This is a genomic window from Rheinheimera sp. MM224 (genome assembly GCF_947090785.1).
GTDB lineage: Bacteria > Pseudomonadota > Gammaproteobacteria > Enterobacterales > Alteromonadaceae > Pararheinheimera.
In genome coordinates, this window is sequence record NZ_OX352320.1 from 2,932,746 (window position 1) to 2,952,958 (window position 20,213).

A 20,213-nucleotide genomic window follows, 5' to 3' on the forward strand; every position below is an offset into this window, starting at 1 on the left:
ATGAGAAAATTCCGGCTGTATTTTGAGGAACATAACCGCGGACCACTGACGCAACTGTGGCAGCAATTCCAGCGCCAGCACGCCGCTGTTTTGGGTTTAGTGATGTTTTCGTTTTTTCTGCTGCTGACATTGTTGGCTCCACTGATTACACCTCACAACCCCTATTTACAAAACCCGGATCTACTGCTGCTGGCGCCGTCCTGGAGCGACCAGGGTTTAGTGCAGTACCCTTTTGGCACTGATGATTTAGGTCGTGATTTAATGTCACGCCTGATGAAAGGTGCAACTTATACTTTTGGTATTGCCCTGGTTACTGTCATTGGCTCTTTGCTGATGGGTCTGGCCTTAGGTGCTATGGCAGGCATGAGCAAAGGCGTGAAATCCAGTATTTTTAACCATGTGCTGGATTTGGCATTAACTATCCCTTCCCTGCTTTTGGCGATCATTATAGTGGCGGTGTTAGGACCTGGTCTGTGGAATACCACCTGGGCCATTATGCTGGCGCTGTTACCGCAGTTTGTGCACGGTATTCGTAATGCGATACAAGACACTTTAAAACAGGATTACGTGGCAGCCTACCGGCTGGATGGCGCGTCCAACTGGCAGGTGTTACGTTATGCGGTTCTGCCAAATATCTGGGAGCATTTAACAGTAATGGCGACCATGGCACTCTCTACCGCTATTCTGGATATAGCAGCCTTAGGCTTTTTAGGTTTAGGTGCCCAGGCACCGACGTCCGAATGGGGCGTGATGATTGCAGATGCGCTGGACTTAATTTATCTGGCGCCATGGGCCATAGCACTGCCAGGGATTCTGGTATTTGCGTCCGTCTTGTCGGTGAATCTGGTGGGTGATGGCTTGCGCACAGCGATGAAAAAGCGGCGGGAAAACTGATGATTCTGCTCGATATAAAAAATATGACGATAGAGCTCGAAACTCCGGAAGGCTTAATTCGCGCTGTAGACAGAGTCAATCTGACCATACGTGAAGGTGAAATTCGCGGTTTAGTTGGTGAGTCAGGGTCTGGCAAAAGTTTAATCGCCAAAGCCATAGTGGGCGTGCTGAATAAAAGATGGCAAATCACAGCCGATCGTTTCAGCTGGGCTGGTCAGGATTTATTACGTTTATCTTATGAAGAACAGCGCAAAATCATTGGCCGCGATATAGCCATGATTTATCAGGAACCCAGCCGCAGTATGGATCCGACCGCTCCTATTCTGGATCAATTACTTGAAGCCATACCGGATTCTGAGCTAGTTGGCAGCTGGTGGAGCCGTCCTTTTGAACGCAGGAAAAAAGCCATAGCTCTGTTGCATAAAGTAGGCATTCGCGACCATCAGGCGATTTTTAACTCTTACCCTTATCAATTGCCTGAAGGGGTTTGTCAGAAAATAATGATCGCCATGGCTATTGCGAAAAAGCCAAAACTGTTGATCGCAGATGAGCCGACTACAGCGCTGGAAAGTACCACTCAGGCACAGTTATTCCGTTTGCTGGCCAGCTTTAACCAGCTTAAAGGCATGTCAATTTTATTAATAAGCCACGAGCTGGAAACTGTTGCCCGCAATACTCAAACCTTAAGTGTGCTCTATTGTGGTCAGTTGGTGGAAGCCGGTGAAACGGCTGCTATTCTGAAACAGCCTTTCCATCCTTATACAGACGCGCTGATTAAAAGCGTGCCTGAATTTCAGCCGGAGCTTGCCAGTAAACAGCCACTTTATGCGATGCATGGCAGTATTCCTACTTTGCAGCATTTACCTATAGGCTGTCGTTTAGGCCCACGTTGCCCAAATGCCCGCAAGGAATGTGTCAAAACACCTGTGCTGGAACGCCTACAAAATCACTATTTCAGTTGTCATTTTCCGCTGCAGGGTAAAAAGCTATGACCACCCCATTGCTGGAGATCCGGCAGCTTTATAAAAGTTATCAGAAAGCCCAGGGTATCTTTGGCCGTAAAACCATTCAGGCATTGTCTGATATCAGCTTTACGATTTATCCAGGACAGACACTGGCTATTGTGGGTGAAACCGGCTCAGGCAAAAGCACGCTGGCAAAATTGCTGGTAGGTATTGAAACACCGGATAGTGGCGAAATACTGCTCGACGGTAACGCCGTCACCATCAGTGATTATAAAAAATATAATCATGTCATTCGTTACATCTTCCAGGACCCTGCCCGCTCATTAAATCCTCACCATAAAGTAGGACAAATGCTGGATGATGTATTGCGGTACAGCACGCTACTGGATGAAGAACAACGTCAGGATAAAATTCATCAAACCTTACAGCAACTGGGTTTAATGGAAGAACACGTCGACTACTACCCTCATATGTTCTCAGGGGGTCAATTACAGCGTGTAGCGCTCGCCAGAGCCCTTATTATGGATCCGAAGCTGCTGATACTGGACGAAGCCTTAACAGCGCTGGACCCATCGCTGCGGGCTCAGATCGTGAACTTATTGCTGGAGTTGCAAAAGAACACCGGCTTATCTTATCTGCTGATCACCAATCATCTGCGTTTGGTGCGTCATATCAGTGACAGCATGCTGGTATTGCATCAGGGCAAAGCACTGGATTACGGCCTCACCAATGAAGTATTTAGCAACCCGCAGCATGACTACAGCAGAAAATTAATTAAAAGCGCACAAAGCTGACAGCCGCTGAGAGTACCTTGACCAGCCATAAAAAAACCAACCCGCAGGTTGGTTTTTTGTTTTCAGGCTAACAAGTACGAAGATTATTCGTCGACTGTCGCAGCTGGTAAAGAGCGGGTAATTTCAGCATTGGCTTTTAATGCAGCCAATACAGCAGCAAAACTACTTTGTGCTTTCTGATCCGCAAACTGTTGTAACTGTTCCACCGGCGGCTTGGTTGTTACTTCAGTATCTGTCACTTTCGTGACTGCAACCAAAGCAGCATCGCCACTGGCCAGATTTAACATAGCCACAGTCGCAGGTTGAGCTTCTGTAGGTTTTGCCAGTTCAAAAGCTTTAGTACGGATGTCTGAGTCGACATCACCACCAAAACGGGTCACAGCAGCTTTGCTTTCCAGAGTCAGATTCGCTGCGGCAACAACATCAGCTAAAGACTTGCCTGCAACCACTTCAGCTAATAAAGCTTCTGCTTTTGCTTTCGCCAGCTCAGAACTCTTAGTTGCGATCACAGCGGCTTGCACCTGTGCTTTCACTTCTTCAAGCTTTTTAGTGGTCTCAGCTTGATGAGCATTCACGCGCACTACCACTACATGTTGCGGAGCCACTTCAATCACATCACTGTTCACACCAGCACTGATAAAGTCTTCAGAGAACAAAGTTTCCAGCACCTTTGGCGCAGTTAACTCAGCAGGAGCTGCAGAGCGGCTGAAGGCTGGTACTGACACAACTTTAGTACCTACAGCTTCTGCAGCTTCTTGCAGGCTATCAGCGATTTCAAAACTCTTCTCGCCTAACAGTTGTTGCAGCTCAGCAAACTTCTCAGCCGCTTTTTCTTCTTTCACTGTCGCCAGAATTTGCTCTTTTACATCAGCGAAAGCTTTAGTTGAACCAGGCTGAACTTCAGTCAGTTTGATGATGTGGTAACCGAACTCGGTTTTCACTACAGGGCTGATATCGCCGGCTTTAGCCAGGGCATAAGCTGCTTTTTCAAATTCAGCATCCATCACGCCTTTTTCGATAAAGTCTAAATCACCGCCTTTTTCAGCAGAAAAAGTATCAGCAGATTCTTTTTTCGCCAGTTCAGCAAAATCAGCACCTTGCTGTAACTGCACTGCTAAAGCATCAGCCTTGGCTTTGATTTCCGCATTATCTTCAGCAGACTCTAACAGAATGTGTGACACACGACGACGCTCTTCTGACTGATAACGGGCTTGATTTGCATCGTAATAAGCTTGCAGATCGGCATCAGCCACTACAACAGACTTGGCAATATCAGCAGCAGTTAACTGCACATAATCCACAGACACTGTTTCTGGTGACACAAACTGATTGGTGTTGCTTTGATAATAGTCCTGCAGCAGTTGATCATTCATTTCAACAGCAGAGGCAAAATCAGCGGCTTTTAATACAGCGTACTGAATATCACGGTTTTGTTGTTGTAGTTTAGACAACAACTGCATTTCAGACACCGTCGCAAACTCTGAACCCGCTAAACCTACCACTAACTGGTTAGTTGACATTTGCGCACGCAAATAATCACGGAATTGATTTGGCTCGTAGCCATTTTGACGCAGCAGCGCTATGTAACGGTCGTTGTTAAACACACCCTCTACCTGAAACTCAGGCATAGTACGGATAGTGTCACGCAACACCTCATCGCTGACCATCAAATCCAGCTGGCTGACTAACTGACGTTGCAATTGCTCGTCAATCAGCTTTTCCAGCACTGAATTGCGGAAGTTGCTCATATAATTATTGTCAGCCGACAGCATGCCAAACATTTCACCAAATTGCTGCTGCATTCTGGCTCTTTCGTTTTGGTAGGCAGTATCAAACTGAACTTTGGTTATTTCATCACCGTTGACTGTGGCAACAGGTACTTCACTGCTGTTGCCAAGATAACTGCCAACCCCGGCTAAAGCGAACGTCAGGATCACAAAGCCAAGAATGACCTTGGCGATCATACCCTGCGAACCATCTCTGATCTTTTCTAACATTGTATCTACGTCTCTTTTGGCAACTTTTTGTTGTCTTAAAAAAAAAGCGCATCTTAGCAGATACGCCTTTTTCATAAAAGCTGTGGCAGCGTCAGGCTTAATGCGTTTTGCTTTTCTCCGCCTGTATCAATGGTGATTTGGGCAGAACCATCAGCTTCATAGGCCTGACTGTAATAGCCAAGCGTTCAGCTTAGTTTACGCTGTCTTTCAGCGCTTTACCTGGCTTGAACGAAGGAATTTTCGCAGAAGCGATTTGGATAGTTTCACCAGTTTGTGGATTACGGCCTGAACGTGCAGCGCGCTCGCGAACTGCAAATGTACCAAAACCAACTAAGGCTACTGAATCGCCTTCCTTAAGAGCCTCAGTAACAGCGTCGATGAACGCGTCCAGAGAACGACCAGCTGCCGCTTTAGAAATATCTGCACCAGCAGCGATTTTGTCGATAAGTTGAGACTTGTTCACAATATCATCCCCTTCAATTGTTATTATTTTCAACAACTACAGTAAATTTGGTTTGTCGTAGTAGCGAGTTTGTTATATCAAGCCTGATGTGGGCTTGCAAGCACAAAACGACGTACTACAAAAATTTCTGTTAGGCCACAACCCTTGCTGGGCAAGGGCTGCGTCGAAACTGCCCATAACTTAACACAGCCAGAGCAATTGAAAAGCCCCTAAGCCGGATTTTTTACGCTTTTTTTGCTTTTTGCTGGATTTTTTTCCACTTCAAGCACCGACATGCCTGTTGGCGGCTCTTGCAGAGCTAATTCCAGCACCTCATCAATCCATTTTACTGCACGAATTTCGATATCCCCTTTGACGTTATCCGGAATATCTTTTAAGTCCCGAACGTTGTCATGAGGGATTAAAACCCGTTTGATACCACCACGGTGTGCAGCTAACAGCTTCTCTTTCAGGCCACCTATAGGCAGAACTTCACCACGTAAGGTAATTTCACCTGTCATCGCCACATCAGCCCGCACCGGGTTGCCTGTTAAGCTGGATACCAGAGCAGTCACCATAGCTATACCAGCGCTTGGACCATCTTTAGGAGTAGCCCCTTCAGGCACGTGCACGTGAATATCACGCTTTTCGTAGAAATCTTCATTAATACGCAGTTTCTCAGCACGGCTTCGAACCACAGTCATGGCAGCCTGAATTGACTCTTTCATCACATCGCCCAAAGAGCCTGTGTACGTCAGTTTGCCTTTACCTACTACAGCAGCCGCTTCAATCGTCAGTAAATCACCACCAACAGACGTCCAGGCTAAACCTGTCACCTGACCGATGCGGTTGCTGTCTTCGGCTTTACCGTAGTCAAAACGTTGTACGCCTAAGAAATCTTCCAGATTGTCCTGATTAATCACAACTTTCTTCAGATCTTTACCCAGCAGAATGTTTTTCACTGCTTTGCGGCATAACTTGGAGATTTCACGCTCTAAGTTACGTACACCGGCTTCACGGGTGTAATACCGGATAATGCCGACAATAGCGCTGTCTTCAATCTCAATTTCATGAGGTTTTAAGCCATTGCGCTCAATCTGTTTATTGATCAGATGCTGCTTGGAAATATTCAGCTTCTCATCTTCGGTGTAGCCCGCTAAACGAATCACTTCCATCCGGTCCAGTAAGGCAGCCGGAATATTTAAGCTATTCGATGTGGCGAAGAACATCACGTCGGATAAGTCGTAGTCCACTTCCAAATAGTGATCACTGAATGAGGTGTTTTGCTCAGGGTCCAATACCTCAAGCAAAGCAGCCGCCGGATCACCGCGGAAATCTGATGCCATTTTATCAATTTCATCCAACAGGAACAGTGGGTTACGTACCCCAACTTTCGCCATTTTCTGGATAATTTTGCCTGGCATAGAGCCAATGTAAGTGCGTCTGTGACCACGGATTTCCGCTTCGTCACGCACGCCACCTAAGGCCATACGTACATATTTACGGCCTGTTGCTTTGGCAACAGACTGACCTAGTGAAGTTTTACCCACACCTGGAGGTCCGACTAAACATAAAATCGGGCCCTTTAATTTATTGACGCGCTGCTGTACTGCCAGATATTCCAGAATGCGTTCTTTGACTTTATCCAGACCATAGTGGTCCGAGTCCAGAATACGTTCTGCGCCTGCCAGGTCTTTTTTCACCTTGCTGCGTTTTTTCCATGGCACATTGGTCAGCCAGTCGATATAACTGCGCACCACTGTGGCTTCAGCCGACATAGGTGACATCATTTTTAATTTTTGCAGTTCAGCCGTCGCTTTAGTGCGGGCTTCTTCCGGCATTTGAGCCTGTTCGATTTTCTTTGACAGGGTTTCGAACTCATCCGGTGTATCTTCCAACTCGCCCAGTTCACGCTGAATGGCTTTCATTTGCTCATTCAGGTAATACTCGCGCTGGCTTTTTTCCATCTGCTTTTTAACGCGGCTACGAATACGGCGTTCCACTTGCAGAATATCGATTTCGCTTTCCATCATCGCCATCAGGAACTCTAAACGTTCCGTGACATCAATGATTTCTAATACCTTCTGCTTGTCGTCGACTTTTAATGGCATATGAGCAGCCATGGTATCAGCCAGACGTGCAGCGTCATCTATGCCAGAAAGCGCCGTCAGCACCTCAGGTGGGATTTTCTTATTCAGTTTGATGTAACCTTCAAACTGATTCACTGCAGAGCGCAGAATCACTTCCTGCTCGCGGCTGTCCATTTCCGGTGTCGGAATTAAATCAACATAAGCGGCGAAGGTATCTTCTGTGTCGGTAAATTCTACCAGTTGAGCACGCTTGCCCCCTTCCACCAGCACTTTGACCGTGCCATCAGGAAGCTTGAGCAATTGCAAAATAGTGGCGACAGTACCAACCTGATACAGATCAGTATCTTTAGGGTCGTCCAGCGTGGCGTCTTTTTGCGCAACTAAAAAGATTTGTTTCTCTTTTTCCATCGCGGCATCCAGGCATTTGATAGATTTAGCCCGGCCAACGAACAGCGGGATCACCATATGCGGATAAACGACCACGTCTCTTAATGCCAATACAGGCATATGCAAACGTTCAGTCTTTGCTACTGTCATGAAATCTCTCTCGAATTATTTACTGCAGGTGACATGATTCAACAGTATATGGGGGCTGTTTATGTCACTTCAATGAGTTAGCAAAAAATTTGGACTTCTAAAATGAGGTCAGATCACATTCATGTTGCATGATGTGATCTGACCTTTTTACTTACTGAGAAGCAGCAGCTTCTACAGTCTCATAGATCAATATGGGTTGAGACTCACCACGGATCACTGTCTCGTCAATAACAACTTTGCTGACATGTTCCATGGATGGCAAATCATACATGGTATCCAGCAAGACGTTTTCGACGATAGAGCGCAAGCCACGGGCACCGGTTTTACGTTCCATGGCTTTTTGCGCTATGGCTTTAAGCGCATCTTCACGGAACTCCAGCTCAACATTTTCCATCTGGAATAATGCACCAAACTGTTTCACCAGAGCGTTTTTCGGCTCACTTAAGATTTGCATTAATGCAGCTAAATCCAGCTCAGTTAAAGTCGCAACCACTGGCAGGCGACCAATAAACTCCGGAATTAAACCGTATTTGACTAAATCTTCAGGTTCCACATCTTTAAAGCTTTCGGTCAGAGTGCGGCTTTGTGACGTTGCACGTACTTCAGCACCAAAACCTATGCCCGAACCTTTAGCACAACGCTGTTCAATCACTTTATCCAGACCAGCAAAAGCGCCACCACAGATAAACAGAATCTTCGAGGTATCTACCTGTAAAAACTCTTGCTGTGGATGCTTACGGCCACCCTGAGGCGGAACTGAGGCAACAGTGCCTTCAATCAGTTTCAGCAGTGCCTGCTGCACACCTTCACCTGAAACGTCACGGGTAATAGATGGATTGTCAGACTTGCGTGAAATTTTGTCGATTTCATCGATATAGACAATGCCACGCTGGGCTTTTTCTACATCGTAATCGCATTTCTGCAGTAACTTCTGGATGATGTTTTCCACATCTTCACCCACATAACCAGCTTCAGTTAAAGTGGTGGCATCGGCCATAGTAAATGGCACATCCAGCAAACGGGCTAAAGTTTCAGCCAATAAAGTTTTACCGCTACCTGTAGGGCCAATCAGCAGAATGTTACTCTTGCTCAGCTCAACGTCCTGTTTATGCTGCATGCTGCGTAAACGTTTATAGTGGTTGTAGACCGCCACCGCCAGAACTTTTTTCGCGTGCTCCTGACCTATGACATAGTCATCCAGGTGGGCACGGATCTCTTTTGGCACCGGCAATTTATTGCTGTCGCGTTTTGGCGAAATATCTTTAATTTCTTCGCGAATAATATCGTTGCACAAATCAACACATTCATCACAGATATAGACCTGTGGGCCTGCAATCAGTTTGCGCACTTCATGTTGTGATTTGCCGCAAAAAGAGCAATACAACAACTTGCTGCTTTTCTCGCCATCAGAGCGATGATCAGACATGTAACTTCCTCTTCCACTACATAGGGATGGCCGGCTTCGCGCCCTTCACCACCCCTGAATTAAACTTACTTCGCATCCCTTTGAGTTAATATGGCATCGATTAGGCCATATTCCAAGGCTTGCTGTGCACTTAAGAAGTTATCACGCTCTGTATCTTTACAAACCTGTTCATACGTCTTGTCACAATGCTCTGCCATCAAACGGTTTAATTTCTCTTTGATAGACAGAATTTCACGGGCATGGATTTCAAAATCTGTGGCCTGGCCCTGGAAACCACCTAATGGTTGGTGGATCATCACACGGGCGTTGGGTAAGCAGTAACGCTTGCCTTTGGTACCACCAGATAATAAGAAAGCGCCCATGCTGCAGGCCTGACCCACACAAACTGTGGCGATATTTGGCTTGATATACTTCATGGTGTCGTAAATCGACATGCCCGCAGTGACAGAACCACCCGGTGAGTTGATATAGATATAAATATCTTTCTCCGGATTTTCAGATTCTAAAAATAACAGCTGAGCGACGATCAGATTGGCCATATGGTCTTCGACCTGACCGGTTAAAAAAATCACCCGTTCTTTTAATAAGCGTGAATAAATATCAAAAGAGCGCTCACCCTTAGCGGTTTGTTCAATAACGATAGGAACTAAGGCATTTACTAACTCATTCATTCTCGGCTCAAATGCCATAATGCGATTTCCTTAATTGAAAAGAGGGCTGTGTTATAGAGCTGTAGTCATTGATGTTGCAGCGCGCTGTCAACAATGCTGCAGCTTCAAGTACGACGGCTAAAAATGAAAATGGCCCGAACTATGATGTTCGAGCCATTAAAACTGCCTGACAAACAGATGTCAAATCTTAGTTTGCAGCTTGTGGATTCATGATCTCATCAAACTTGGCTTTTTCTTCTGTTACTTTCGCTTTGGTCAGAACCAGGTCAATAGCCTGCTCTTCTAAAGCAACATTACGCATGCCTTGTAACAATTCTTTGTTGCTGTTGTAGTACTGGATCACTTCTTGTGGATCTTCGTACGCAGAAGCCACAGTTTCAATCAGAGACTGAACACGGGCATCTTCAACTTGCAGGCTGTTTGTTTTGATCACTTCACCTAATAACAAACCTACTTTAACGCGGTCTTTGGCTTGTTCAGTGAACAGAGCAGCTGGCAGTTCTGGTAATTGTTTTGGATCCAGGTTGTTGCCAAAACGCTGTAACGCCTGACGACGTAATACATCGATTTCGCTTTCGATCAGAGCTTGTGGCACTTCAACTTCGTGAGTGGCTAACAAACCTTTGATTACCTGATCTTTTACACGGGCTTTGATGCTGTTGTTCAGCTCACGCTCCATGTTCTTTTTCACTTCAACTTTTAATGCATCAACAGTAGCTTCAGCCAGACCGAACAGTTTAGCGAACTCGTCGTTTACTTCTGGTAATTGTTGAGCTTCAACTGCTTTTACAGTCACAGCAAAGCTGGCTGCTTTGCCTTTTAAGTTTTCAGCATGATATTCAGCAGGGAAAGTCACTTCAACAGTTACTTCTTCGCCCGCTTTTTTGCCGATGATGCCGTCTTCAAAACCTGGGATCATACGACCCTGACCTAATTCTAAAGTGAAGTCAGAGGCTTTGCCGCCTTCGAACTCTTCACCATCGATAGAACCTACGAAATCGATGATCACGCGGTCACCTGAAGCTGCTGCAGCTTCAGTTTTTGCCCATGTTGCATGTTGCTTACGCAAAGTGCCTAACATGGTTTCTAAGTCATCAGCAGTGATTTCAACTACTGGCTTAGTCACTTCGATTTTGTCCAGAGCGTTCAGTTGAACTTCCGGGTAAACTTCGAAAGTCGCTGCGAATTCTAAGTCTTTGCCTTCAGCCAGTTGGCCAGGAGCAAAAGTAGGAGCACCAGCAGGAGTCAATTTGTTCGCAATGATTGCCTGATAGAAATGGTTTTGCATCTGACGTGAAGCTACGTCTTGTAATACAGACAGACCAAACATTTTTTTGATCATGGCAACAGGCGCTTTACCCGGACGGAAACCATCAACACGACGGTTTTTAGCAATCTGTTTTAATTCTTTGTCAACTTCAGTGCTGATTGCAGCAGCTGGAACAGTAATGGTCAAACGGCGTTCTAAACCCTGTGTGGTTTCAACAGAAACTTGCATCTTGTTACCTCAAAATCAAATCGGGCGTCTGACTACGCCATCTCTTCGCTTGTCCGGCTTATGCTTTAGGGCGCACAATCCAGACCTGTTATATAGGACGCGGCATTATAGCGAGGGTTTTTCGCCGAGTCGAGCTTTTGATACAACATCAGATACGACGCGGCTTAGAGGCCTAATTTCACTTCATTTTTTAGTTCAAAGACGACTCGTTCGAAAGAAAAAACAACAAAGGGCAAGCATCGCTTTTCCAATGATTTTTAGCGTTTTGCTCTCGCCTTAGCCCCCCATTTTGTGTAGCAATAGACTTCGATCACAAAAACAACAGGATTTTTATGCCCGATTTCAGCCTTTGGCCTTTGCTTGGCATCGCCGTCGTGATGCTTGGTTTTTTATTGAAATTTAACCCTGTGCTGGTGGTGACAGTGGCCGCTTTTGCCACAGGTATGGCGGTCAACATGCCCATTCTGAGCTGGCTTGAATCCTTGGGTACGGCCTTTTTAAAAACCCGCAATTTACCGCTGATCTTGTTATTGCCTTTGGCTGTTATTGGTCTTTTAGAGCGGCATGGCCTGCGTGAAAAAGCCCAAAGCTGGATACAACAAATTAAAGCCGCCACTACAGGGCGTTTGCTATTGGTGTATCTGGCACTTCGCGAAAGTACAGCAGCGGCGGGCCTGACAAGTTTGGGTGGACATCCACAAATGGTAAGGCCTTTGCTCTCTCCTATGGCGGAAGCGGCTTTTGAGCAAAAACACCACAGCCTGCCGGATAAAATTAAATACAAAATCCGCGCTATGTCGGCTGCGACCGACAATATAGGTCTGTTTTTTGGTGAAGATATTTTTGTCGCTTTTGGCGCCATTATTTTGATGCATACGTTTTTACGGGAATCCGGTATTGAAACTGACCCTTTGCATATTGCACTCTGGGGTATTCCAACTGCCATAGCTGCTTTTTTAATTCACGGTACCCGTTTAATCCGATTTGACGCCTATCTGGCGCGCAAACTTAAACATGAGTTGAAGCAAGAACAGCAGGAGCAGCGCCATGATTAGTATGACTTTGCTTTACTACGTGGCTGCTGTGCTGTTTTTTGCTGTGGCTTTTTTTAGTTTCAAAGATAAAAGATATAGTAGTGCTCTGTTCTGGTTAAGTTATGGCCTGATTTTCTTGTTGGGTGATTTGATGCCACCTGCTCTGGTCGGTGCTTTAGTGGTATTGATGGCCTTAGTGGCAGGTTTTGGCGGTGTCAAAGGGGGTGAGTATCAGACGCTGGAACTGCAACAACGGCTGGACTCGGTCAAACGTCTTGGCAATAGATTGTTTATTCCCGCCTTGATGATCCCTTTGCTTACGGTATTTTCAGCTTTGGTTCTGGTGCATATTCAGGGCGATGGCTGGTCTTTATTGGATCCCAAAAATGCAACCTTATCGGCTTTAGGTTTAGCAGCTTTTTTTGCAGTACTGGCGGCTTTGTATTTCACTAAAGAAAAACCGCAACAAGCCTTAAAAGAATCCTCACGCTTAATCGAAGCCATAGGCTGGGCTTTTTTATTGCCGCAGTTACTGGCCACTTTAGGTTTATTGTTTAATCAGGCCGGTGTGGGTGAAACCGTATCGCAACTGACGAGTTTGTATTTAAATTTAAATCATCCTCTGCTGGCTGTGGCTTGTTATGCCATAGGCATGGCCTTATTTACTGTCATTATGGGTAATGCTTTTGCTGCCTTTCCTGTCATTACCGCAGGTATAGGTATCCCGTTATTGGTGCTGCAGCATGGCGGCGATCCGGCCATTATGGCGGCTATAGGTATGTTTTGTGGCTACTGTGGCACTTTGCTCACCCCTATGGCGGCGAACTTTAATATAGTGCCGGCTGCACTTCTGGAGCTGCCGGATAAAAATGCAGTCATTAAAGCTCAGGCGCCTACAGCCCTGCTGCTGCTTGGCGTCAATATAGTGTTGATGTATTTGTTAATGTTTTAAGCTGGAGCACACATGCAAACTATTTTACTGACAGGCTTTGAGCCTTTTGGCGGCGAACAAAGCAATCCGTCCTGGCTCGCCGTACAGCAGTTGGATGGGTATCAACTGGACGATGAAGTGCAGATTGTCAGCAGGCAACTTTCTTGTGTGTTTGAAAAAAGCCAGCAGGAACTTAAAACAGCCATTGATGAATTAAAACCTGTGCTGGTGTTGGCTGTAGGTCAGGCCGGTGGGCGCACCGAACTTTATTTTGAAAAAGTCGCTATTAATTTTATCGACGCCCGTATTGCCGATAATGCCGGACAGCAGCCTGTGGGTACGTCTGTGATCACTGATGGCCCTACGGCCTACTTCACGACCTTGCCAATCAAAGCCATGGTCAACAATCTGAAACAGCAAGGTATCCCCGCAGCAGTATCTTACACAGCTGGTACTTATGTCTGCAATACAGTGTTTTACGCGTTGATGCACCAGCTTAAAAACAGCCCCAAAGTGCGGGCTGGTTTTTTACATATCCCTTATGCACCGGAACAAGCCATTGGCAAAGCCGTCGCTTCAATGCCGGTCGATATGGTGGTCAATGCATTAAAGCTTTGCTTACCTGTGGCACTGCAGACTACTGAAGATTTACAAATAGCAGCGGGCATACTCGACTAGATTTCAGCCTAAAGCTTGCCTTAAAGCGCCAGCATGGTTAAAATTGCGGCGCTTTTTCTACAAAGCCTTAGTCAAAAGCCTATCGGGACGACCCGATAGCGCATCAATAATTCGGGGACGACCCCAACTTCAAAAACTGGAATACCTTATGAACTGGTTATTGCTTGTTGTGGCTGGCTTATTGGAAGTCGGTTGGGCTGTGGGTTTAAAATACACTGAAGGTTTTACCCGATTCTGGCCATCGGTCTGGACTTTGGGCGCTATGTTGCTGAGTATCACAATGCTCGGACTCGCGATGCGCGATTTGCCCGTCGGCACTGCCTATGCGGTCTGGACTGGCATAGGTGCGGTCGGCACTGTGATAGTCGGAATTTACTTGTTAGGTGACCCGGCTACAGCAGGACGCTTAATCAGTATTGGCTTGATATTATTAGGTATTATCGGCCTAAAACTCAGTTCTTAAATAGAAGGGGCACTGCTGTGCCCCGCTAAAAAGTTAAAGTGTAATATGCTGACGTACTCGTTCACCTAAACCCACACCAGCTTCTGACATCGTCAGATAAGTGTGATCAGCACCCGCTTCCAGAATCGCAGCCGCTTCATCTTTGTGCATGCTGTGCGAGACTATCAAACCACCAAACCCTGCTTGCCGCAGTTTTTTGGTCGCTATCACTTTAGCTTCGACATCATTTAAACAAAGCACTACAGCTTTAATGCCACCTAATTTTAAGCCCTGCCAAAACACCTGATCCTCTGCATCCGCAAACAGCACATTGTTGCCTTTGTCCTGATGTTCAGCCACTTTGGCTGGATCGGAGTCCAGCGCCACCAAATGGCATTTATGCTCCAGATATTGATAGGCAGCAGAGCCTGTGCGTCCCATGCCCATAATCAGCACTTCAGCGTCGCCCAAAGACACAGGCTGCTCGTCAGGGTGATGGATATCGCGCTCAAAAGGAATAAGCCGATGAGCTAAACGTTCATACAAAGGGTGAGCAAAGCGGTTTAAAGGTGCAGAAACCACAAAAGATAAAGCCACTGTTAAAGCCAGCGGAATAAGGAATTGTGGCATCACACTGGCAGCGACAATAAGCGCAAATTCACTGTAGTTACTTAGGGCCAAACCGGATAAGAATGCGCTACGGGCTCTTAATTTGAATAACACCAGCAGCGCAAAAAACAGCACAGCTTTAAAGGGCAATAATGCCGTCATCAAAGCAGCAAAAAGCCAGGCTTGTTGGTCAGGCAAACCACCTAAACCTATTTGCAGGAAAAACCCGACCAGGAAAAACTCTTTTAAACCCCATAAAGTTTTAGATAGCTCCCCTGCTCTGTTGTGTCCCGCCAGCAAAGCACCAAATACCAGAGCCCCCAATTCAGAGCTTAAGCCTATGGCATGAAAGCCTGAACCGCCGAGTACCACAGCAAGCAAGACACCAAATAAAATCTGCAAGTCGTCATGGCCTGTTAAATCCATTAGCTTGTACAGCAGTGGTCTTAGTAAGGGGAGCAACAGCACCAATAAGGCCCAAGGCGATGGCGTAATGCCCTGAGTAAAACTCAGCAGTGCCATCGCTATTAAATCCTGCATAACCAGAATGCCAATAGCGACACGGCCATGGAAAGCACGGATTTCACGTTTACCCTCCAGTACTTTGGCCGCCAGCACTGTGCTGGAAAACGCCAAAGCTGCTGAGAGCATCAAGGCGTAATACCAATCGGGTTCAAAGGTCAGATAGATAATGGGGGTATAAAGCAAAGCTGAGCTGGCAAAATGCGCCAGACCTCCCCCCAGAACTTCAGGTTTACCTAAACTGCGGATATTCAGTTTTAAACCTACAGTGAATAACAGCAACAACACGCCTAAATGCGCAACATGGGCAATAATGGCATTGCCTTCTTTAGGTAAATTAAGTTCTGTGGCTGAGGCTGTGATCATAAAACCAGCAGCCAGATAACCAATTAATGGCGGCAAACCAATTAATCGCACCAACAAACCTAAACTAAAAGCAAAACCTATCCATACCGCTTCTAACATAACAATCCTGTATTTATAATTTATCGTTTGCCTTGATCAGGGTCTGTTTCCAACTGTTCATTACTATCACCTGCACTATCCCCTGCTTTACGGGCAATCCAGTCTTTTGTTGTTCTGTGTACACCACGACGCAATGCCGCGCTGGCATTTTCCAGCGTATCCACGCCTGTTAATACTCCTACCACCACGACTGATAACCAAATAGCCACCTGATAATGGCCTAAACCCGTGGCGACACCTATAGCAGCGAGCACCCAAATTGTGGCTGCTGAAGTGACACCTACCACTATGCCTTCACGGGTTAACATGACACCGGCACCAAGAAAACCAATACCTGTCACCACCTGACCAATAATACGGCTTGGGTCTGTCACAACTTGTCCCATCAAACGGCTGGGATCGAGCACTGAATGGCCTAAAGGCAACGACAAAGCGACAAATAAATAAGTGCCCAAAGTGATCAGAATAGAAGTACGGATCCCCGCAGGTTTACCCCGCAGTTGCCGCTCTAATCCAACAATACTGCCAGCTAACAAGGTGACACCTATGGCTTGCCAGGATAAAGGGCTGATATCAAACCAGGCTGGATCCAGCATCATACTGCACCTCCGGCCATTAATTTTTCAGCGTTACGGGCTCTGGCCGCTTTCCACTCGGCTTCAGTCATAGGAACAGTTTCACCTAAACTTCGGGCGACTGCTTTACGATTTTGAATATTCAATGAAATTTGTTGATACTCTTCTGGCGTCTTTTTACGCCAGTCGACTATTTCATCCATATGGCGGTAACAACCGACACAAATTTTATCTTCATTCAGCCTACAACAGGCGACACAAGGAGATTCCACTTCAGCTCCGGCTTTTTATTCTAACTCACTCCAGTGTAACCATTTTTTGATGCGGGCCAAAGTTTTACTCCAAACTAAAGTCATCAGTCCGAAATGTAGGGCCTTTAACCGCAGTTTTGCTTGTGAGACTTTACCCTGCTTTGGCTTTATGGCAGCGTACGGTCAACCAACAAGAGGTCCACTGATGAAAAACTATAACTACAGTCTGATAGCCCTGGCTTTATGTTCCACTTTGGCAGTTGCAGCCGATGATAAAAAACCAAGCTGGAATGTCGATAAACCCACCGGAAAATTCACTGACATCAAAATCGATGTGCAACAAGGCACCTGGATGAATGTCAGTGTCAGTCCTGATGGCAAAACCATCGCCTTTGATTTATTGGGCGATATTTACACTATGCCAGTCAGCGGTGGCAAAGCAAAAGCCTTAACCTCTGATATAGGCTGGCAAATGCAGCCAGTGTTCAGCCCGGACGGTCAGTACATCGCCTTTACCAGCGATCAAGGCGGCGGTGACAATATATGGGTGATGAAAGCGGATGGTTCTGACCAAAAAGCTGTCACAGAAGAGACTTTCCGCTTATTAAATAGTCCTGCCTGGAGTCCGGATGGTGAGTTTATTGTCGCCCGTAAACACTTCACTGCCGGTCGTTCTTTAGGTGCTGGTGAAGTATGGCAATACCATAAATCAGGTGGCGCTGGTGTGATGTTAACGGCCAAAGCCAATGATGAAAAAGACCTAGGTGAGCCGGCTTTTTCGCCTGACGGTAAATACATTTATTTTTCACAGGACGACACGCCGGGCAAAAGCTTCCATTACAGCAAAGACTCAGAACAAGGCATTTATGTCATTAAACGCTTTGAGCGTGAAACCGGCAAAATTGATGTGCTGCTGCAAGGCGCTGGCGGAGCTATCCGCCCTACACCTTCGTCTGATGGCAAATATTTAGCTTATATCCGCCGTGTCGATTTCCAGACCACTTTGTTTTTATATGATTTAGAAAGTGGCGAGCATATCCAGCTGGATAACCAGTTAGATCGTGATATGCAGGAAACCTGGGCTATTCATGGGGTTTATCCAACCTTAAGCTGGACACCGGATAACAAAAAGCTGGTGTACTGGGCCGGTGGTAAAATCAATAGTCTGGATATCGCCAGCAAAACCAAAACCGACATTCCGTTTTCTATTGAGCGCAGCAAAAAAATTCAACAGGCGGTTAAATTTAAGCAGGATTTAGACAAAGACCAGTTAGACGTCAAGGTCCTTGGCAACCTGCATATGTCGCCTGATGGTAAAAAAGCTGTGTATTCGGCTTTAGGTCATTTGTATATCAAAGACTTAAAATCAGGTTCAGCCAAACGCCTGACCAGCCAGAACGAACATTTTGAGTTTTATCCACAGTTTTCCCGTGACGGCAGCAAGCTGGTATATGTCAGCTGGCATGACACAGAACAAGGCCGGGTCAAACTGCTGGATTTAGCTTCAGGCCAAAGCCGTGATCTAACGCCAGAAGCTGGTAAATATGTTGAACCGACCTTCAGCCCGGATGGTCGCACTGTGGTATACCGCAAATCTGGTGCCGGCTCTTTACTGGATAAAAAGTGGTCACTGAATACCGGCCTTTATGCGGTTAGCGTCAGTGGCGCTGATAAACCTAAACTGGTCAGCCGTAATGGTTACGCCCCAATGTTTGGCAAAGACAGTAAAAGAGTTTTTGCTCAGGATTATGGCGAATCTCCGACACTGCTCAGCATAGATTTGACCACAGAGCAGCAACGCACTTTATACACAGCGAAGTACGGCACTGAGTTTAAGTTATCACCGGATGGCAAGTACTTAGCTTTTGTCGATCGCTTTAAAGTTTATGTCACACCTTTTGCCGAACGGGGTGCAGTCATTGATATCAGCGGCTCAGACACTCAGTTCCCGGTGAAACAGTTGTCAGTCAAAGCCGGTACTGATATCAGTTGGACATCAGACAGCAGCAGCTTGTATTGGCACTTAGGGCCTGAGCTTTATCATCACAGCATTGCCGGTTTGTTTGATGTAAACAGCAAAGTTAAAGTCGATGCCAAAAACGGCAGCAACATTGGCTTTACTGTGCCTATGGATAAACCACAAGGCCAAATCGCTTTTGTCGGTGGTCAGGTCATTACGATGGAAGGCGATACAGTACTGCAGGATGCTGTTGTGCTGGTTGAAGGTAATAAAATCAAAGCTGTCGGCACTAAGACTGACGTCAAAGTTCCGGCAGGCGCCGAAGTCATCGACATTACCGGCAAAACCTTATTGCCAGGTTTATTTGATGCACACGCCCACGGTGCTCAGGGCGTAAACCAGCTGATCCCACAACAAAACTATGCGAACTATGCAAGTTTAGCTTTGGGCGTCACCTCTATCCATGATCCGTCGAATGACACTCAGGAAATCTTCACCGCCAGTGAATTACAAAAAGCCGGTCTCACAGTGGGCCCACGTATTTTCTCCACTGGTACTATTTTGTACGGTGCTTATGGTGCAGGCTATACATCGCATATCGACAGTCTGGATGATGCGAAATTCCATCTGGAACGGCTGAAAAAAGTCGGCGCATTTTCGGTGAAAAGCTACAACCAGCCACGTCGTAATCAGCGCCAACAGGTCATTGAAGCTGCGCGTGAGATGGAAATGCTGGTGGTGCCTGAAGGCGGCTCTTTACTGCAGCATAACCTGAGCATGGTGGTGGATGGTCACACCACACTGGAGCACTCTTTACCTGCGGCTGTGCTTTATGATGATGTAAAACAGCTGTGGCAACAAAGCAACACAGCCTATACACCGACCTTGATTGTGGCCTACGGCGGTATCTTTGGTGAGAACTACTGGTACGATAAAACCGACGTATGGAAACATCCACGTTTAAGCCAGTATGTGCCTGCCGATGAACTGCGCCCACGCAGCATGCGTCGTCCTAAAGCCCCGGATCATCACTACAACCACATCTCGATCGCCAAAATGGCCAAAGAGTTATCCGATTTAGGCGTCGTCACTAACATTGGTGCTCATGGTCAGCGCGAAAGTTTAGGTGCGCATTGGGAAATCTGGATGTTTGCGCAAGGTGGTATGAGCCCGCTGGAAGCGTTAAGAACAGCTACTATCAACCCAGCTAAAACCTTTGGCATGGATCATCAACTGGGTTCAATCAAAGCTGGCAAACTGGCCGACTTGATTATCCTTGATGCAGATCCACTGAAAAACATCATGGATACAGACAAAGTGAAATACAGCATGGTCAACGGCCGTTTGTATGACGCTGAATCGATGAACCAGGTTTACCCGGAGAAAAAACAACGGGCGCCCTGGTTTTTTAGTCCAAAGAACTAAGCTGTCC

At 46.4% G+C, this 20,213-nt stretch carries 17 protein-coding genes; 8 read left to right on the forward strand and 9 right to left on the reverse strand.

Translation table 11 applies throughout. The features are described 5' to 3' along the window. From OM978_RS13760 to OM978_RS13770, 3 genes are read left to right on the forward strand one after another with little or no spacing between them, the layout of a single operon-like run. Complete coding sequence (locus OM978_RS13760) at positions 1-894, forward strand: ABC transporter permease subunit (RefSeq protein WP_264342760.1); 894 nt, start codon at positions 1-3, stop codon at positions 892-894. After that, positions 894-1,886, forward strand: a complete 993-nt coding sequence (locus OM978_RS13765; RefSeq protein ID WP_264342762.1) for an oligopeptide/dipeptide ABC transporter ATP-binding protein — start codon at positions 894-896, stop codon at positions 1,884-1,886. The genes OM978_RS13760 and OM978_RS13765 overlap by 1 nt, the downstream gene beginning before the upstream one ends. After that, the gene (locus OM978_RS13770; protein ID WP_264342763.1) at positions 1,883-2,653 is read left to right on the forward strand and encodes an ATP-binding cassette domain-containing protein; all 771 of its coding nucleotides are present in this window, start codon (positions 1,883-1,885) and stop codon (positions 2,651-2,653) included. The genes OM978_RS13765 and OM978_RS13770 overlap by 4 nt, the downstream gene beginning before the upstream one ends. A gap of 83 nt (positions 2,654-2,736) precedes the next feature. Here the strand turns inward: OM978_RS13770 and OM978_RS13775 are convergent, their stop codons facing one another. From OM978_RS13775 to tig, 6 genes are all read right to left on the reverse strand, one after another. Further along, a complete protein-coding gene (locus tag OM978_RS13775; protein ID WP_264342764.1) occupies positions 2,737-4,650 on the reverse strand; it encodes a SurA N-terminal domain-containing protein in 1,914 nt (637 codons plus the stop codon). 190 nt (positions 4,651-4,840) lie between these two features. After that, entirely contained in the window at positions 4,841-5,113 is a 273-nt protein-coding gene (gene hupB / locus OM978_RS13780) for a nucleoid-associated protein HU-beta (RefSeq protein ID WP_008898812.1), read from the reverse strand. Between the two features lie 209 nt (positions 5,114-5,322). Beyond that, positions 5,323-7,719: an endopeptidase La gene (gene lon / locus OM978_RS13785; protein ID WP_264342765.1), complete on the reverse strand. Its 2,397-nt coding sequence runs from the start codon at positions 7,717-7,719 to the stop codon at positions 5,323-5,325. Positions 7,720-7,870: 151 nt separating this feature from the next. Then, positions 7,871-9,145: an ATP-dependent protease ATP-binding subunit ClpX gene (clpX, locus tag OM978_RS13790; protein WP_233010158.1), complete on the reverse strand. Its 1,275-nt coding sequence runs from the start codon at positions 9,143-9,145 to the stop codon at positions 7,871-7,873. Positions 9,146-9,210: 65 nt separating this feature from the next. Next, on the reverse strand, positions 9,211-9,834 hold the full coding sequence (gene clpP, locus OM978_RS13795; RefSeq protein ID WP_301331808.1) for an ATP-dependent Clp endopeptidase proteolytic subunit ClpP: 624 nt from the start codon (positions 9,832-9,834) through the stop codon (positions 9,211-9,213). Positions 9,835-10,003: 169 nt separating this feature from the next. Continuing rightward, positions 10,004-11,314, reverse strand: a complete 1,311-nt coding sequence (gene tig, locus OM978_RS13800) for a trigger factor (RefSeq protein ID WP_233010157.1) — start codon at positions 11,312-11,314, stop codon at positions 10,004-10,006. A 332-nt stretch (positions 11,315-11,646) separates the two neighbouring features. Between tig and OM978_RS13805 the strand changes: the two genes are divergently transcribed. From OM978_RS13805 to sugE, 4 genes are all read left to right on the forward strand, one after another. Then, positions 11,647-12,369 (forward strand): DUF969 domain-containing protein, encoded by a 723-nt coding sequence (locus OM978_RS13805; protein WP_264342767.1) that lies wholly within the window; start codon positions 11,647-11,649, stop codon positions 12,367-12,369. Next, positions 12,362-13,300, forward strand: a complete 939-nt coding sequence (locus OM978_RS13810) for a DUF979 domain-containing protein (RefSeq protein ID WP_264342768.1) — start codon at positions 12,362-12,364, stop codon at positions 13,298-13,300. Before OM978_RS13805 ends, OM978_RS13810 begins: the two co-directional genes overlap by 8 nt. Before the next feature lie 12 nt (positions 13,301-13,312). Next, positions 13,313-13,957, forward strand: coding sequence for a pyroglutamyl-peptidase I (pcp, locus tag OM978_RS13815; RefSeq protein ID WP_264342769.1), 645 nt, complete (start codon positions 13,313-13,315; stop codon positions 13,955-13,957). Positions 13,958-14,105: 148 nt separating this feature from the next. Next, entirely contained in the window at positions 14,106-14,420 is a 315-nt protein-coding gene (gene sugE, locus OM978_RS13820; RefSeq protein ID WP_233010153.1) for a quaternary ammonium compound efflux SMR transporter SugE, read from the forward strand. Positions 14,421-14,453: 33 nt separating this feature from the next. Here the strand turns inward: sugE and OM978_RS13825 are convergent, their stop codons facing one another. From OM978_RS13825 to OM978_RS13835, 3 genes are read right to left on the reverse strand one after another with little or no spacing between them, the layout of a single operon-like run. Continuing rightward, on the reverse strand, positions 14,454-15,995 hold the full coding sequence (locus OM978_RS13825; protein WP_264342770.1) for a cation:proton antiporter family protein: 1,542 nt from the start codon (positions 15,993-15,995) through the stop codon (positions 14,454-14,456). Positions 15,996-16,015: 20 nt separating this feature from the next. Then, a complete protein-coding gene (locus OM978_RS13830; protein ID WP_264342771.1) occupies positions 16,016-16,594 on the reverse strand; it encodes an MgtC/SapB family protein in 579 nt (192 codons plus the stop codon). Then, positions 16,591-16,842: a DUF1289 domain-containing protein gene (locus OM978_RS13835; RefSeq protein ID WP_264342772.1), complete on the reverse strand. Its 252-nt coding sequence runs from the start codon at positions 16,840-16,842 to the stop codon at positions 16,591-16,593. Before OM978_RS13835 ends, OM978_RS13830 begins: the two co-directional genes overlap by 4 nt. 184 nt (positions 16,843-17,026) lie before the next feature. On the opposite strand from OM978_RS13835, the gene OM978_RS13840 reads away from it, so the two are divergent. Next, positions 17,027-20,206, forward strand: a complete 3,180-nt coding sequence (locus OM978_RS13840; protein ID WP_264342773.1) for an amidohydrolase family protein — start codon at positions 17,027-17,029, stop codon at positions 20,204-20,206. Positions 20,207-20,213 lie beyond the last annotated feature (7 nt).